The sequence below is a fragment of the Wolbachia endosymbiont of Zygogramma bicolorata genome, assembly GCF_051130665.1.
Taxonomy (GTDB): Bacteria; Pseudomonadota; Alphaproteobacteria; order Rickettsiales; family Anaplasmataceae; genus Wolbachia.
In genome coordinates this window covers 799,184-815,575 of record NZ_CP149530.1, presented here as the reverse complement: position 1 = coordinate 815,575, position 16,392 = coordinate 799,184, and the positions used below count along the sequence as shown (strand labels likewise).

General features: G+C 36.3%; 14 protein-coding genes and 2 pseudogenes. 11 read left to right on the top strand and 5 right to left on the bottom strand.

What is annotated here, in order from left to right; all coding sequences use genetic code 11:
* Nucleotides 1-547 precede the first annotated feature (547 nt).
* The 8 genes and pseudogenes from carB (at nucleotide 548) to WKH12_RS03820 (ending at nucleotide 8,127) form a co-directional block, all read left to right on the top strand.
* Nucleotides 548-3,850 (top strand): carbamoyl-phosphate synthase large subunit, encoded by a 3,303-nt coding sequence (carB, locus tag WKH12_RS03855; protein WP_434732054.1) that lies wholly within the window; start codon nucleotides 548-550, stop codon nucleotides 3,848-3,850.
* 129 nt (nucleotides 3,851-3,979) lie between these two features.
* Entirely contained in the window at nucleotides 3,980-4,141 is a 162-nt protein-coding gene (locus WKH12_RS03850; protein WP_264688451.1) for a hypothetical protein, read from the top strand.
* Nucleotides 4,142-4,170: 29 nt separating this feature from the next.
* Complete coding sequence (locus WKH12_RS03845) at nucleotides 4,171-4,350, top strand: hypothetical protein (protein ID WP_434732053.1); 180 nt, start codon at nucleotides 4,171-4,173, stop codon at nucleotides 4,348-4,350.
* A 62-nt stretch (nucleotides 4,351-4,412) separates the two neighbouring features.
* Nucleotides 4,413-4,793, top strand: coding sequence for a hypothetical protein (locus WKH12_RS03840; protein ID WP_434732052.1), 381 nt, complete (start codon nucleotides 4,413-4,415; stop codon nucleotides 4,791-4,793).
* Nucleotides 4,794-4,871: 78 nt separating this feature from the next.
* The gene (gene tnpC / locus WKH12_RS03835) at nucleotides 4,872-6,038 is read left to right on the top strand and encodes an IS66 family transposase (protein ID WP_434732051.1); all 1,167 of its coding nucleotides are present in this window, start codon (nucleotides 4,872-4,874) and stop codon (nucleotides 6,036-6,038) included.
* A 62-nt stretch (nucleotides 6,039-6,100) separates the two neighbouring features.
* Nucleotides 6,101-7,456, top strand: coding sequence for an IS66 family transposase (tnpC, locus tag WKH12_RS03830; RefSeq protein WP_434732010.1), 1,356 nt, complete (start codon nucleotides 6,101-6,103; stop codon nucleotides 7,454-7,456).
* A 43-nt stretch (nucleotides 7,457-7,499) separates the two neighbouring features.
* Nucleotides 7,500-7,709 (top strand): annotated as a pseudogene (locus tag WKH12_RS03825) (IS66 family transposase); the annotation flags it as partial.
* Nucleotides 7,710-7,935: 226 nt separating this feature from the next.
* On the top strand, nucleotides 7,936-8,127 hold the full coding sequence (locus WKH12_RS03820) for a hypothetical protein (protein WP_434732050.1): 192 nt from the start codon (nucleotides 7,936-7,938) through the stop codon (nucleotides 8,125-8,127).
* Here WKH12_RS03820 and WKH12_RS03815 read toward each other — a convergent pair.
* From WKH12_RS03815 to WKH12_RS03800, 4 genes and pseudogenes are all read right to left on the bottom strand, one after another.
* Nucleotides 8,108-8,401, bottom strand: a pseudogene (locus WKH12_RS03815) (hypothetical protein); the annotation flags it as partial. The gene WKH12_RS03820 and the pseudogene WKH12_RS03815 sit on opposite strands and share 20 nt — an antisense overlap.
* A gap of 73 nt (nucleotides 8,402-8,474) precedes the next feature.
* Nucleotides 8,475-9,296 (bottom strand): DNA polymerase III subunit delta', encoded by an 822-nt coding sequence (locus WKH12_RS03810; protein WP_434732049.1) that lies wholly within the window; start codon nucleotides 9,294-9,296, stop codon nucleotides 8,475-8,477.
* Between the two features lie 17 nt (nucleotides 9,297-9,313).
* The gene (locus WKH12_RS03805) at nucleotides 9,314-9,901 is read right to left on the bottom strand and encodes an L-threonylcarbamoyladenylate synthase (RefSeq protein WP_253309491.1); all 588 of its coding nucleotides are present in this window, start codon (nucleotides 9,899-9,901) and stop codon (nucleotides 9,314-9,316) included.
* Nucleotides 9,902-10,019: 118 nt separating this feature from the next.
* Complete coding sequence (locus WKH12_RS03800; protein ID WP_434732048.1) at nucleotides 10,020-10,490, bottom strand: hypothetical protein; 471 nt, start codon at nucleotides 10,488-10,490, stop codon at nucleotides 10,020-10,022.
* Nucleotides 10,491-10,565: 75 nt separating this feature from the next.
* On the opposite strand from WKH12_RS03800, the gene miaA reads away from it, so the two are divergent.
* Nucleotides 10,566-11,459, top strand: a complete 894-nt coding sequence (gene miaA / locus WKH12_RS03795) for a tRNA (adenosine(37)-N6)-dimethylallyltransferase MiaA (RefSeq protein ID WP_253309493.1) — start codon at nucleotides 10,566-10,568, stop codon at nucleotides 11,457-11,459.
* Nucleotides 11,460-11,462: 3 nt separating this feature from the next.
* Here the strand turns inward: miaA and WKH12_RS03790 are convergent, their stop codons facing one another.
* A complete protein-coding gene (locus WKH12_RS03790) occupies nucleotides 11,463-12,308 on the bottom strand; it encodes a hypothetical protein (RefSeq protein WP_434732047.1) in 846 nt (281 codons plus the stop codon).
* A 170-nt stretch (nucleotides 12,309-12,478) separates the two neighbouring features.
* Here WKH12_RS03790 and recG point away from each other — a divergent pair, with 170 nt between their 5' ends.
* Complete coding sequence (gene recG, locus WKH12_RS03785) at nucleotides 12,479-14,518, top strand: ATP-dependent DNA helicase RecG (protein ID WP_434732046.1); 2,040 nt, start codon at nucleotides 12,479-12,481, stop codon at nucleotides 14,516-14,518.
* A gap of 268 nt (nucleotides 14,519-14,786) precedes the next feature.
* Entirely contained in the window at nucleotides 14,787-16,142 is a 1,356-nt protein-coding gene (gene tnpC / locus WKH12_RS03780; protein ID WP_434732010.1) for an IS66 family transposase, read from the top strand.
* The last annotated feature ends 250 nt before the right edge of the window (nucleotides 16,143-16,392 follow it).

Below are 16,392 nucleotides of genomic sequence, written 5' to 3'. Positions count from 1 at the left end.
AACATCTATTTTTATGCTTACCAACTTAATAAAATTCCTGGATCCCAGTGTCGGGGCACTGGGATGACAAAAAAGGGACTACTCGGATGACAAAAAAAGAGCACTGGGATGACAGGAGAAGGGGCTACTCGGATAACAAGAAAGAGGCTACTCGGATGACACCCTGACAACCGTCATCCCGCTGCTTGTTAGCGGGATCTATGTTAAGAGATACCGCGAATGAATCGCGGTATGACGTAGGACTGCTGTCATCCCAGTGCCCAGACACTGGGATCCAGTTTTCCATATAATCTCATCGAAAATGTTGTAACCACTTTCTATGCTAGTTTGCTTGCTTACAAGCAAACTTTTCTGGATCCCAGTGTCGGGGCACTGGGATGAAAGGAGAAGAAGGCTACTTGGATGACACCCTCCTAGTAGACTCAAATCACAATGTTCGTACAGTTATGCGTCAAGCCTAAAAACAGTTAGCTAATAGGTTTAATAAAAATTCACATATACAGGAAAGATTGGTAACATTATTTGAACAGAAATCGTTATTGTAATTATGCCAAAACGTACAGATATAGAATCTATATTAGTAATAGGAGCAGGCCCAATAGTTATAGGTCAGGCATGCGAGTTTGATTATTCCGGAACGCAAAGCTGTAAAGTATTAAAAAGTGAAGGTTATAAAGTCATTTTGGTTAACTCCAACCCCGCAACTATAATGACAGATCCTGAGTTTTCTGATGCAACTTATATTGAGCCGGTACTGCCTGAAATCATAGAGAAAATTATAATTAAGGAGATGCCAGATGCAATATTGCCAACAATGGGCGGGCAAACAGCACTCAATTGCGCAATAAAACTTGCAGATGATGGAGTGTTAGACAAATACAATGTAGAATTAATAGGGGTAAATAGAGAAGCAATAAAAAAAGCAGAGGATAGAGAGTTATTCCGTCAGTCCATGGATAAAATAGGGCTAAAATACCCCAAAAGTATCATTATAAAAAATCAAGAACAAATAAGAAAGGCTTTGGATTACATTGGATTACCAGCAATCATCCGCTCGTCATTCACCCTTGGTGGTGCAGGTAGCGGCATAGCATACAATAAAGAGGAGTTTTTCAATATTGCAGAAAGTGCTCTCAAAATTTCGCCAATAAATGAAGTTCAGATAGATGAATCAATTATCGGCTGGAAAGAATATGAAATGGAAGTTATCCGTGATTGTAAAGATAACTGCATAATAGTCTGTTCGATAGAAAATATTGATCCAATGGGAGTGCACACCGGAGATAGTATCACGGTTGCTCCTGCTTTGACTCTGCGTGACGTAGAATACCAACAGATGAGAAATGCATCTATAGCAGTGCTAAGAGAAATTGATGTTAGTGCCGGTGGTGCAAATGTTCAGTTTGCAGTGAATCCTAAAGAAGATGGAAGCCTCGTTGTGATTGAAATGAATCCAAGGGTTTCTCGCTCTTCTGCACTTGCTTCAAAAGCAACAGGTTATCCTATTGCAAAAGTTGTAACTAAACTTGCTATCGGCTATTCACTCGATGAGATACGTAATGATTGCGCTCCAGTTATACCTGCTGCATTTGAACCAGTGATTGATTACATCGTCACTAAAATTCCTCGTTTTGAATTTGAGAAGTTTAAGGGGACGAATTGTGAACTATCAACTTCCATGAAATCAGTGGGGGAAGTGATGTCGATCGGCCGCACTTTTAATGAGTCGCTGCAGAAAGCTTTTCGCTCGCTTGAAACTGGGCTTACGGGACTTAATGAAGTATTTCCTGAAAATACTGATATTGATCACATCAGATCTCAATTAGCAAAATTGCTGCCAAACAGATTACTGATTGCTGCTGACGCAATGCGTCATGGAATAAGCATAGAAGAAATAAATTCGATTACAGGATATGACTTATGGTTTTTGCAGAATATACAGCAAATTATATTAGCTGAACAAAAAATCAAGGAAACCGGCCTTCCTGAGACTGCATATGAAATGTTAGAGCTGAAAAAAATGGGGTTTTCAGATGCAAGATTGGCAAAATTAAGCAATAAGAAAGTAGAGCAAACTGAAGAAATAAGAAAAAAATTTGGCATTAAACAAGTTTATAAGCGTGTAGACACCTGTGCAGCTGAATTTGAATCGAGCACTGCTTATATGTATGGCTGTTATGAGGGTAACACAATGATGTCATTCCAGCGCGTGACGCTGGAATCCAGAGATAAGGAAGAATGGATCCCAGTGTCAGCTACTCGGATGACAGAGGGAATGGAGTGCGAAGCAGATGTTTCTGACCGAGAAAAGGTTGTCATTTTAGGAAGTGGTCCAAATCGCATTGGTCAAGGTATTGAGTTTGATTATGCATGCGTACATGCAGCTTCTGCCGCCAAAGAAATGGGGTATGAAACAATAATGATCAACTGTAATCCAGAAACCGTTTCAACTGATTATGATACCGCTGATCGTTTATATTTCGCCCCACTGATTGCAGAGGATGTGCTTGAAATACTAAGTAAAGAGCAAGAAAATGGCACACTGGTTGGTGTAATAGTTCAAATAGGTGGTCAAACACCTTTAAAGTTAGCCAAAGTGCTTAACGAGAGAGGTTTCAAAATTCTGGGAACTTCGTTTGATTCTATTGACCTTGCAGAAGATCGCATGAGGTTTAAAAACCTTGCTTTGCAACTTAATTTAAAACAACCTGAAAGTTCTATCTGCCATTCAGTAAAAGAAGCGTTAACCAACGCAGAAAAGGTGGGGTTTCCACTAGTAGTCAGGCCATCATATGTCCTCGGCGGTCAGTCTATGTCGATTAGACACGATACTCAGAGCTTTAAAGAGTATGTCTTGAATCAAACCAAAATTTTTGAACACGGATCGCTGCTTCTTGATAAATTTTTAGTCAATGCAGTTGAGGTTGACGTTGATGCTGTGTGTGATGGGAAAAAAGTTTTCATTGCAGCGGTCATGGAGCATATTGAAGAAGCTGGTATCCACTCTGGCGATTCAACATGCTCAATACCGACAAATACATTGAGTGACGAAGTAATAAAAGAGATCGAGCTCCAAACTGAAAGAATAGCTCTTGCACTAGAAGTGAAAGGTCTGATAAACATTCAGTTTGCTGTTCAAGAGAGTTATGTATACATACTTGAAGTAAATTTACGAGCTAGTCGAACCGTTCCTTTTATTTCCAAGGTAATCAATATTCCTATTGTAAAGCTTGCCACTCAGGTTATTTTGGGTAAAAAATTGAATCAGGAAAACAAGCCTTTCAATCATTTTGCAGTTAAAGCTGCTGTTTTTCCATTCACGCGCTTTTCGGGAATTGACACTCTACTTGGTCCTGAAATGAAATCAACAGGAGAAGTAATGGGAATTGACTCATCGTTTGAAGCTGCACTTGCAAAAACGCACATGGCTGCAGGATACAAGTTACCAATAGAAGGAACAGCTCTGGTTTCAGTAAAAGATGATGATAAAGAGTATATATTGCCTGTTGCACGAATGTTGAAAGAACTGAGTTTTGAAATATATGCAACCAAAGGCACAGCTTTATATCTGAATAATAACGGCATTGCTGCAAAAGCTGTAAATAAAGTGAGAGAAGGCAGACCCCACATAGTTGATATGCTCAAAGATGGAAAAATAAATCTAGTAATCAATACTTCAAAAGGTGTGAAATCAGTCTCAGATAGCAAAGATATCAGGAGAACTGCTATTTTGCAAAATATAGCTTATAGCACCACAGCTTCTGGGAGTAAAGCGTTAGTGCTTGCAATTCAATATGTAAAGAATAGCAAATTGGAAGTGAAATCATTACAGCAGATACAAAACGTTTAAATGCCAAACGAAAATAATTCATTACTCTATCTCAAAATTGTGGTAGAGTAATGTAAGTCAAATTTTTTTACTGACTTGCCTATGTATTATGGTATTTGTTAAAGAATTATTGAATAACGGGTATGCAACATGAATAAGGTAAAAAGGAAACGAACTCAATTTTATCAGCCTTATCCATTACGTAAGACGAGGAAAACAGAAGCAAAAAATACCCAAGAATTATATGATCCAACACTAACTGATATTAGGTTAGGCGAAAGTGATAATCAACAAAGTTTGGAAGTAATATAAAAGATCCGATGGAGTTCTCTCGCAGTGATTTGTCAAACAAAACAGATGAACACGAAAGTGATAATCGACTACAGAACTTTAGTGATTATGATTCATATGATAGTTCTGCTGATGGTAATCAGACGCCTTGTACTGAACCAAGTGATTGGGACTCAAATTCGAGCTGTAGTTCAGATTATTCTTATTTTCCGGAAGGTGCTCACTTTTAATGGATCTAGAAATACCATTAACTGAAAATGAAGAGAAGCTGATTGATGAATTTTGTAAGGAGATGAAAAAGGTGGAAGAAGAAAATAACAAAGGAAGTGCTTTAAGGCTTGTTCGAGACATAACAAATAAATATTTAGGGAAAGGGATAAGACTAAATTCATGTTATGGTGATCGTTATAGAACTGTAACAAATTTGATATTTGAAGAAATAATAGATGTTATCAATAATGAAGGCCTATGCCCTAGCAGTAAAGCGCATGCATTGAGAGGTCAGGATGTTTCCTGTAACAATGAAGATCAAGATGATGACAACACGAATGAAGCACTGGAAGATGGTAATTTAGACATCATAAGAAACACCATTAGGGATTTATTGTTAAAAGGTGGGAAAGTAGAAAGAGGTCTTTTCGATGGTGGTGAGCTAGGACATGTAACTTCGTAACCGTTCACGGAGATAAGGTGGTTTACAAAGTAAGTATAAAAGTGTAAAGAGATAGGAAGCTAAATATGGAATGGGTAAATGACAACAGTGCTGCAAGAAAAGGTTGTAGCAGAAAACGCTAATCTCAAGGAAGAAATAAAAGCACTGATCAGAGAAAATGATAGCTTGAAAGCAAAAATAGTTGAATTAGAAGACAAATTGGGCTTAAATTCGCAAAATTCATCGCTGCCACCATCACGAGATATATATCGTAAGAAAGCAAAAAAGAAAAGTGATAAAAAACCAGGAGGTCAGCCAGGACATAAGGTGCATAAGCGTGAATTAATGGCTGCAGACGAGGTAGTGAGATGCACAATTGATACAATTTGTATGTGTGGAGGTAAGATTACTTTAGAAGATGAAATTATTCATCAGAAGGCAGAGTTGCCAGAAATTAAGCCAATTGTAACTGAGTACAGGTTGCAAAGAGGACATTGTAGAGTATGTAATAAAAGAATTACAGCAAATTTACCCGAAGGTGTTGCAAGAGATTTTCTAGGACCCAATGCTAAAACAGTTATAAGCAGCCTTAGCGGCTTTTTTATTAACTCAAAAAGAGAGGTACAGCAAATTTTGGGCAGTATTTTTAATCTAAATATAAGCCTTGGTTTAGTCTCAAATACTGAACGCAGGGTATCGAAGAAGTGTGCATCTGAATATGAGAAAATGAAGGAAGAGTTGCAAGGAAGCGAGTATTTGCATATAGACGAAACAGGGCACAGAAATCAAGGAAAGAGAGGCTGGAGTTGGGTAATAACAAACAAAGCGTTGACACTTCTGAAGGTAAGCGAGTCTCGTGGTAAGAAGGTGTTGAAGAGTTTACTGCCAGAATATGATGGTATATTTGTGAGCGATAGATACGCTGTATACAATTACTTCAATCGTGAAAATAGACAGATATGTTGGGCACATCTGGCAAGAGATTTTGAGAGATTTGCCCATAGTAAAAATGTTGAAGTGAGCAAAATTGGCCAAGCACTAAAATCGCTCAGCAATAAGGTGTTTGTAGTAGATAAGGCAAAAAAACAAAATTTGATAGATAATTTGAGATTTTATCGACTGGTGCGAAAAATTCGGAAAAGGGTAAAACATTTTTTACGTAAAATGATGAGGGTTGCAAATAGCACTCAAGCTTCAAGAATGGCCGCTAAGATGTTACGATCTGAGGATATGATGTGGAAGTTTTGTAACCGTTCACGGAGATAAGGTGGTTTACAAAGTAAGTATAAAAGTGTAAAGAGATAGGAAGCTAAATATGGAATGGGTAAATGACAACAGTGCTGCAAGAAAAGGTTGTAGCAGAAAACGCTAATCTCAAGGAAGAAATAAAAGCACTGATCAGAGAAAATGATAGCTTGAAAGCAAAAATAGTTGAATTAGAAGACAAATTGGGCTTAAATTCGCAAAATTCATCGCTGCCACCATCACGAGATATATATCGTAAGAAAGCAAAAAAGAAAAGTGATAAAAAACCAGGAGGTCAGCCAGGACATAAGGTGCATAAGCGTGAATTAATGGCTGCAGACGAGGTAGTGAGATGCACAATTGATACAATTTGTATGTGTGGAGGTAAGATTACTTTAGAAGATGAAATTATTCATCAGAAGGCAGAGTTGCCAGAAATTAAGCCAATTGTAACTGAGTACAGGTTGCAAAGAGGACATTGTAGAGTATGTAATAAAAGAATTACAGCAAATTTACCCGAAGGTGTTGCAAGAGATTTTCTAGGACCCAATGCTAAAACAGTTATAAGCAGCCTTAGCGGCTTTTTTATTAACTCAAAAAGAGAGGTACAGCAAATTTTGGGCAGTATTTTTAATCTAAATATAAGCCTTGGTTTAGTCTCAAATACTGAACGCAGGGTATCGAAGAAGTGTGCATCTGAATATGAGAAAATGAAGGAAGAGTTGCAAGGAAGCGAGTATTTGCATATAGACGAAACAGGGCACAGAAATCAAGGAAAGAGAGGCTGGAGTTGGGTAATAACAAACAAAGCGTTGACACTTCTGAAGGTAAGCGAGTCTCGTGGTAAGAAGGTGTTGAAGAGTTTACTGCCAGAATATGATGGTATATTTGTGAGCGATAGATACGCTGTATACAATTACTTCAATCGTGAAAATAGACAGATATGTTGGGCACATCTGGCAAGAGATTTTGAGAGATTTGCCCATAGTAAAAATGTTGAAGTGAGCAAAATTGGCCAAGCACTAAAATCGCTCAGCAATAAGGTGTTTGTAGTAGATAAGGCAAAAAAACAAAATTTGATAGATAATTTGAGATTTTATCGACTGGTGCGAAAAATTCGGAAAAGGGTAAAACATTTTTTACGTAAAATGACGAGGGTTGCAAATAGCACTCAAGCTTCAAGAATGGCCGCTAAGATGTTACGATCTGAGGATATGATGTGGAAGTTTTTAAGAAAACCTGAAGTGATAGAAACAACTAATAACCTTGCAGAACGGCAAATTAGACGGTACGTAATTTATCGTAAAAACAGCTTTTTCACCTGGTCAGAACGTGGAGAAAGATTCGTGGAAAGAATGTTGTCGATATTTTTGACATCACGTCTAAATGGCCAGAACCCCTTTCAAAAGCTACAGAATCTAGTAGCTGTCACTGCTTAGTTCTTTAATTCATTCTCACAATCCGTGAACGGTTACGAAGTTTTTAAGAAAACCTGAAGTGATAGAAACAACTAATAACCTTGCAGAACGGCAAATTAGACGGTACGTAATTTATCGTAAAAACAGCTTTTTCACCTGGTCAGAACGTGGAGAAAGATTCGTGGAAAGAATGTTGTCGATATTTTTGACATCACGTCTAAATGGCCAGAACCCCTTTCAAAAGCTACAGAATCTAGTAGCTGTCACTGCTTAGTTCTTTAATTCATTCTCACAATCCGTGAACGGTTACACCTCTCCAAGGTATTTCTCCTTGGGATGAGGAGGGCTTCTCCAGTTGCTTTGTATGTCCTCATTGCCATGCCGTTACTAACACCCCGCTGAAGTAGACCTATCGTTTCATTCGTTTTTCGTCTGGTCTATTCTGTCTTCACCAGTACCAAGATGGCTCGACCTTCAGAATATTCCTTTCGAGGCAATCTGTGTATTCGCTTTCGCTACGGCCTGGTAATTCGCCATTATCCTACGATAATGTTGTCGGTAGGCTTCAACATTTTGGTTTCCCTCCATGCTGCTACCCAAGCTACAGGATTCCGACTTTTATCCTGGTAGGTCTATCTCCTACTGAACAATACTTACCTTCTCTGGACGCACAAGGTAATGAAAATCTCTAGGAATCTTTACTTCCTCTTCCGTGATATGATTACGTACAACAAGCTCACCATTTAGCATATGATAGCCAATTTTTGGCAAAGTAGCTATATTGATTGCCTTGTTTAGCTTAAAATTTGCTTCATAAATGCCGCTTAACAACTCCTTTCCTTTTTCTAAGGTGACGTCCTGGTCTAAAGCTATATTCTTGATTGAACTTAATTCTTTCTGCATGTTTAGTATGGCTTTCGTCAAAACTTCTATTGATTGCCATACAGTTAATTTATTATCAGTCAAATTATATACTTCGAGTATTAAATTAACAGAATTTTATCATGAATTTATGTTAAAAGTATTATACTTTGTAAACTTATGTCATGATATTAACTACATTAGCTAAAACATGCTTTTTATCTAAGTGAAGTTGCTTAGCAACAACGAAAAGTTCATCTATTTTTTTCCACTGACCTAGTAAAATTTCAACACCATTTACATCTCTCTTTATGCTTTCTAAAATGAAGGCCTGAACTATATATGATGCTAGTTCTAGCTCGATTTCGCTATTAATTACTTTATTAATCATATTGGGATTCTTTAAATCATGAAGAAATTTATAAAAGCATTTGTATGCTTCATAAGCATCACTACTTATTGCATTTATTATCATTCCTGGCATTCCAGGAAATAAAGTAATCATTTCGTCAAACGTTTGATCATCAAATTTACATTGAGATGAAGCAACTTGCTTTGTTTCGTCATAAGTTAATGGAAGTAAATTTAGCTGAAAGCACCTACACTGGATAGTAGTTTGTATATCATATGGCTTATGGCTAATTATAAATATCTTAGAATTTTTTGGCGGCTCTTCTAATATTTTCAATATTGCGTTTTTAGCATTATTAGTCATTGCCTCTAAGCTATCTATTATAGATATTTTGTGTTCTGATTGAATGGGACTTAAGTGTAGAAAGTTTTTCATTTCTCTGACTTTTTCTATTCCGATAGTATCACCTTCAACAATGTGTAAGTCCAATGCTACTTCATTATAGCTTTTTATGAGTAACCAATTGGAGAAGGATTTTGCAAGTGTTGCTTTTCCTATACCTTTTTTACCACAGATCAGCCAAGACTGAACAGATAAGTTGTTCATTAATTTTTTTTTGGCCTGGTTGTGACCTATTACTTTTTTCATTCTTTCTCCTATAGATCTTAGTTTGAAAATGCATTGGTTACTGTTTGTAATAAAATTGCACCTTCCCTTAAAACCTTAATCTTATCTTCGGTTAAGTCAATAATAGTAGATTCTATACCAGAAACTAATTCATCATCTTCAATCACTGCAGATAAATGTTGCTTAATGGATTGTGGTATATCGTCTGCCTTACATACACTTTTTTCTCCTGAAATATTTATACTAGTTGCAACTATTGGAACTTTCAGTTTGTTTAGTATTGAAATTGCAATAGGATGCTCAGGGATTCTGATGCCTATACTATCTTTAAAGAATTCGTTTGGCAATATATTATTGTTTTTAAGTGGTAAAATATAGGTAATCGGTCCAGGAGAAAAGTGATTTACTAAACCAATATACTTTTTCTCTAGCTTTGCTATTCTCATCAAGCTGCAAATATCACTAACAAATATAGACAGTGGTTTATTTTGAGAGCGTTTCTTTATCTGATATATTTTTCCTATAGATTCATTATTTAATGCATTACAAGCAAGAGCATACACTGTTTCTGTTGGAAAACACACTAACAAGTTGTTCTGTATTGCATTTATTATTTTAGATACCATATAGCTAAAAACTTATTCATAACAACTAGATCAGTTTTGTTGCATTGTATCTTATATAGTAACTGCTAGTTTTTGTGAACGCAATGCAACGCAGCTTACCATTTGTTATGCAGACTTGCTACAACCCAAACTCTTCATTGACTTTATCAACTATTGCCTGTGGTGGATCCTCTCCCCATCCTGAATACAAAATCTCTCCATAGTCTGCAACATCTATAGAGCCAGTTCTGCTTTTTGCTAGAAACATTTCTCTTTTCTCTTTATCAACTAATACATAATGCCACGCTGATTTTCCACGATCTTTACCACGGACTAAATATATAAGATCTGACCTACTTCTTTTTGTTGCATCAGCAAAAGATCTTTCATTGACAGTTCTGCTTTTACTTTTTATGCCGCCACTTTCAGAAAAAGCTTTCTTGGATTCGGTTTTTTTGTTTGCTAATTCAGAAATTTCCCCTTTTTCCCCTAATGCCCGTTCTTTGGTGTTTTGAGACGAATACTTACTGGAAAAACCTTCCCCTGTACCGCCAGGAGTCCTGTTTGTGAAACGCTTAATAAATGAATTATTGTCGTTGTTTTCTGCCATAAAAATCTCCAAACTTTAGATTGTAGGACCCAAATTTTTACTACACTCTATCATATGTTAATTAAATTAATATAAATGAAAAATAATATAGTAATTATTACAGGAATTACAGCTTCAGGTAAATCAGAATTGTGTGATAACCTGATAAAAAAATATAATAATATCAGCATAATAAATTGTGATTCAAAGCAGGTATATGAAGAAATTCCCATAATTACTGCTCAACCACTAAAGCAAGAAGAATTTTATAAATTATATGGTTATGTTTCAGCAAAAGAAAATTATTCCGTGGGTCTATGGTTAGAGGATTTAGAAAAAGAAGTTAATCACGCATTAGAAAATGCTCAAATACCTATCATCACTGGAGGAAGCGGGCTTTACATCAGCAGTTTAATCAAAGGCTTATCATCAATGCCACAAATAAGTCAGAAAGTAAGGAAAAATGTAAGCGAATTAAGGAAAAATTTAAGTAAAGAGGAGTTTTACAAATTAGTGCTAAGCAAAGATCCAAGGATTCAAGGTAAAGTATTCATGAATGACTCGCACCGCCTTTCAAGGGCACTTGAAGTTATCACTGAAACTGGTAAGACAATCTTTGTATGGCAAGAAAATAGACAGCCTCCTTTATTCGATAATTTTAAGATATATACAATTTTGCCTAAACGTGAGGATGTATACCAAAAAATAAATTCTCGTTTTATCAAAATGATCGAAAATGGAGCAATTGATGAAGTAAAAAAGCTACTTAGTATGAACTTAGCTCCACATTTGCCAGCTATGAAAGCACATGGAGTGCCAGAAATTGTAAAGTATTTGAAAGGTGAGATTACTTTAGACGAAGCGATACAGATTGCTCAAACAAACACAAGACACTACGCAAAACGCCAGTACACTTGGTTTAAAAACCAGTTCCCAAGTTCTGAAGTAATTGATTGTGCAAATGAGCTAACAGCGCTTGAAATATTTTAATTGTTAGTTTCCAGGTGTATTTCCATGCTCATTGCTATGAATGGGCGGTTCCATATTTTCCAGATGGCTGTTTACTTCTAGTGGATTACCTAAACTATGTTCTATCTCTGCTTCAAACTTAAATCCTAACTTCTCGCAGAATTTTTGGAAATACTCTTTAATAATATCAAATAAATTTTTGCCATCAATTTTGTAATTTTTCAGTTCTCGAGGAGCAGTAAGTGACAATTTACCATCTTTATATGTTACATCATCTTTATCATTTTGAGATTCAATTGTGAATTCAATTGAACTGGATAGATCACACACCTTGTCACCGGCTTTACCATCGCTCCTTTGGAAAAATATCGGTAATTTCATATCCGATCTAATACTTACATTATTTTGGTCAATATAATCAATATTCATTACTCTTTTAGGGGAGAATACTAGAAATGAATGTTGGCCAAGTGCAAGTTGAGATTCTATCAATACACCAGCTTCATGCCCTGCCTGATTACAATTGGTAACTAGTTCTTCTAGGATAGAATCACTTGGAACTTTTGCTTCAGCATATTTGAACATTTCCTTAAAAACTTCTTTTGCAAATGGGCGATAATTCTTTTCTCCATTTTTGTTGTTTTCAATCAAGCTAGCGTGTTTTGCATATAATTGATTAATAAAGTTTTGGTCTATACTTTTACCATTAATAACAAAATCCATTCTATTGATGTCTTTATACATCTGTTCACCAGAGTTTGCTTCAGCATTGTCTTTACCAGCTCTTAACTTACTAAAACCAAACTTTTCTGCTTGAGCTTTTAGTGTAACTATTGGATTTTCCTTTTCTTGTGGTATAAAGCTATTCATTGTTAATACCCTGTATATGAATTACTAATAGTATAATAGTACATAAAAATGATTAATAAGTCAATAAAAATATTTTATATAAACGCAAGTTCTATGATAGCAAATAGTTTGACTATAAGGTGACAGGATCTTAAGAAGACTCTATTATTGATAAACAGTTTTACACATGTATGAATCTCAATGAGCAATTAGATGTGCTGGCTTTTCTAAATGGCAAGCTGGAAAATATGCTTAAGTTCCATTCCGCAATATTACCTAAACTCTGTGGTGGGAACAAAGTGGTGGACCTGCTGTTTTATAGGCCGCTTGGTTATATAGATAGAAGTAAGTCACTACTTGATACTCAAGTTGGAGAATTTACAACTTTCATGGCAAAAGTTTATGAGCATCAGTCGCCCACTTTTAGAGGTAGACCATATAAAATAGTCGTTGAAAGTGAGAGTCAGTATATATTCATAGTCTTTTTTAATCACTCAGTTAAGTATTTATATAAACTATTTCCAGTTGGAGCCTATGTAATCATCAGTGGCAAACTCGAAAAATTTGCTGAGCATTGGCAGATTACTCATCCAGATTACGTGTCGCTTGACATCAACCAATTTAAAGAAATAGCTCGCATAGAGCCAGTCTACCAATTATGCCGTGGCATTACAAATAAGAGCATTGGGAACATAATAAGCTCTAACCTGAAAGAATTGCCTGATTTGCCAGAGTGGATAGATGATACATTAATCAAGCAAAAAAAATGGCTAAGTTGGAGGGAAAGCATCATAAAGTTGCACAGACCAAGCTCATTGGCGGAAGCCGAGGTTTGTAGAAAAAGGCTTGCTTATGATGAATTGTTTGCGTATCAGCTAGCACTGAAACTTGCAAGAGAAAATCATGTAAAAAAAAGGGGAAGAGAATTTATAGTATTGAATAAATATAAAGAGCAAGTTTTAAATGAATTATCGTTTCAATTAACAAACGATCAAATTCGTGCAATAGATGAAATTTCAGAGAGGCAAAAATCCAAGTATCGCATGATGAGCTTGCTGCAAGGTGATGTTGGTAGTGGCAAAACCGTAGTTGCACTTTTTGCGATGCTAAATGTGGTAGAAAACAACATGCAGGTAGCTCTAATGGCACCGACTACTATCTTGGCGGAGCAACATTATAATTGGATTGAGGAAGTTTTATCCTGTACCGATATAAAAGTTGCGCTGCTTACTGGTAAAACTTCGCGCAAGGAAAGAAAGATTATCATGAACGAACTTGCAAGTGGTGTTTTAAATATAGTGATTGGCACCCACGCGTTATTTCAAGCTAACGTTACATTTAAAAATTTAGGGCTTGCAGTCATAGACGAGCAACAGCGATTTGGAGTGATGCAGAGAAATCGCTTGGTAGGAAAAGGAGAAAATGCCGATATACTTTTCGTTACTGCAACTCCCATTCCAAGAACCTTGCAGCAAGCTATGTATGGTGACGTTGAATGTTCAATTTTGAGAGAAAAACCAAAATCCAGATTGCCAATAAAAACTGTAACTATGAACATTAGTAGGGTGCCAGATGTTATTGAAAAGCTAAAAGGTGCTATAAACAGGGGCGAAAAAGCATATTGGATTTGTCCATATATAGAAGAAAACGAAGAGACCAATATTGCTGCAGCAGAGATGCGTTTTCAGGAATTACAAAAAACATTTTTTGATAGAGTCGGGATAATACACGGAAAATTGACTCAGGAGCAGAAAGATCAAGTTATGTTTTCCTTCAAAAGAAATGAATTTTCTTTGCTTGTTGCAACCACTGTGATAGAAGTTGGTATAGATGTGCCAGATGCAACCATTATGATTATAGAAAATGCAGAGCAATTTGGGTTATCGCAATTACATCAGTTAAGAGGCAGAGTAGGGCGAGGAAACAAGCCATCTTTTTGTGTATTATTATACGATAATTTAAGTAAAAGCTCATCTTCAAAGTTAAAGATCATGTGTGAGTCACAGGACGGATTTTACATTGCTGAAAGGGATATGATGCTAAGAGGCAGTGGAGATATTTTAGGCACAAAACAATCAGGATGTATGGAATTTAAATTTGCTGATTTATATCAGGACAAAGAGCTGCTCAAACTCGCGTATAATAACGCAAAAGGTGCAATGGCTAATTTTGAATTACTGCTTGATATATTTGAATATAGAAGTAGATTACATTTTTCAAAATTTCAGTAGGAAAACTTCTTATCCAGGTAGCTCGCAGAAACGAATTAAATGCAAAAATTCCTTGACAAACTCCGCCAGCCCCCTTATCATGACAGTGAAGCTATTGTATTTGCTTTAGCCAATCTGCAGATTAAAAGGTAAGGATTACTTAATGTATCGGCGTCTTATGTTCAATTTTTTGCAGTATATAGATACGTAACCGTTCACGGAGATAAGGTGGTTTACAAAGTAAGTATAAAAGTGTAAAGAGATAGGAAGCTAAATATGGAATGGGTAAATGACAACAGTGCTGCAAGAAAAGGTTGTAGCAGAAAACGCTAATCTCAAGGAAGAAATAAAAGCACTGATCAGAGAAAATGATAGCTTGAAAGCAAAAATAGTTGAATTAGAAGACAAATTGGGCTTAAATTCGCAAAATTCATCGCTGCCACCATCACGAGATATATATCGTAAGAAAGCAAAAAAGAAAAGTGATAAAAAACCAGGAGGTCAGCCAGGACATAAGGTGCATAAGCGTGAATTAATGGCTGCAGACGAGGTAGTGAGATGCACAATTGATACAATTTGTATGTGTGGAGGTAAGATTACTTTAGAAGATGAAATTATTCATCAGAAGGCAGAGTTGCCAGAAATTAAGCCAATTGTAACTGAGTACAGGTTGCAAAGAGGACATTGTAGAGTATGTAATAAAAGAATTACAGCAAATTTACCCGAAGGTGTTGCAAGAGATTTTCTAGGACCCAATGCTAAAACAGTTATAAGCAGCCTTAGCGGCTTTTTTATTAACTCAAAAAGAGAGGTACAGCAAATTTTGGGCAGTATTTTTAATCTAAATATAAGCCTTGGTTTAGTCTCAAATACTGAACGCAGGGTATCGAAGAAGTGTGCATCTGAATATGAGAAAATGAAGGAAGAGTTGCAAGGAAGCGAGTATTTGCATATAGACGAAACAGGGCACAGAAATCAAGGAAAGAGAGGCTGGAGTTGGGTAATAACAAACAAAGCGTTGACACTTCTGAAGGTAAGCGAGTCTCGTGGTAAGAAGGTGTTGAAGAGTTTACTGCCAGAATATGATGGTATATTTGTGAGCGATAGATACGCTGTATACAATTACTTCAATCGTGAAAATAGACAGATATGTTGGGCACATCTGGCAAGAGATTTTGAGAGATTTGCCCATAGTAAAAATGTTGAAGTGAGCAAAATTGGCCAAGCACTAAAATCGCTCAGCAATAAGGTGTTTGTAGTAGATAAGGCAAAAAAACAAAATTTGATAGATAATTTGAGATTTTATCGACTGGTGCGAAAAATTCGGAAAAGGGTAAAACATTTTTTACGTAAAATGACGAGGGTTGCAAATAGCACTCAAGCTTCAAGAATGGCCGCTAAGATGTTACGATCTGAGGATATGATGTGGAAGTTTTTAAGAAAACCTGAAGTGATAGAAACAACTAATAACCTTGCAGAACGGCAAATTAGACGGTACGTAATTTATCGTAAAAACAGCTTTTTCACCTGGTCAGAACGTGGAGAAAGATTCGTGGAAAGAATGTTGTCGATATTTTTGACATCACGTCTAAATGGCCAGAACCCCTTTCAAAAGCTACAGAATCTAGTAGCTGTCACTGCTTAGTTCTTTAATTCATTCTCACAATCCGTGAACGGTTACATAGATGCTGTATGTCTTTACAAAACTTCATCTACATCTAGATTTTTATCTAAATAAGCTGAACGCGCTTACAAAGCGTTACAAGACATCAAAAAATGCCAATACTCGACAGAGATAGTAAAGGACTAGCTAACTCGGGGATTCTTTGTCTTTTTTTCTGCTTGGTAAACTTCTTAAACATTTGCAGCGTAGGTTAGTTGCAATTAAAAGCAGC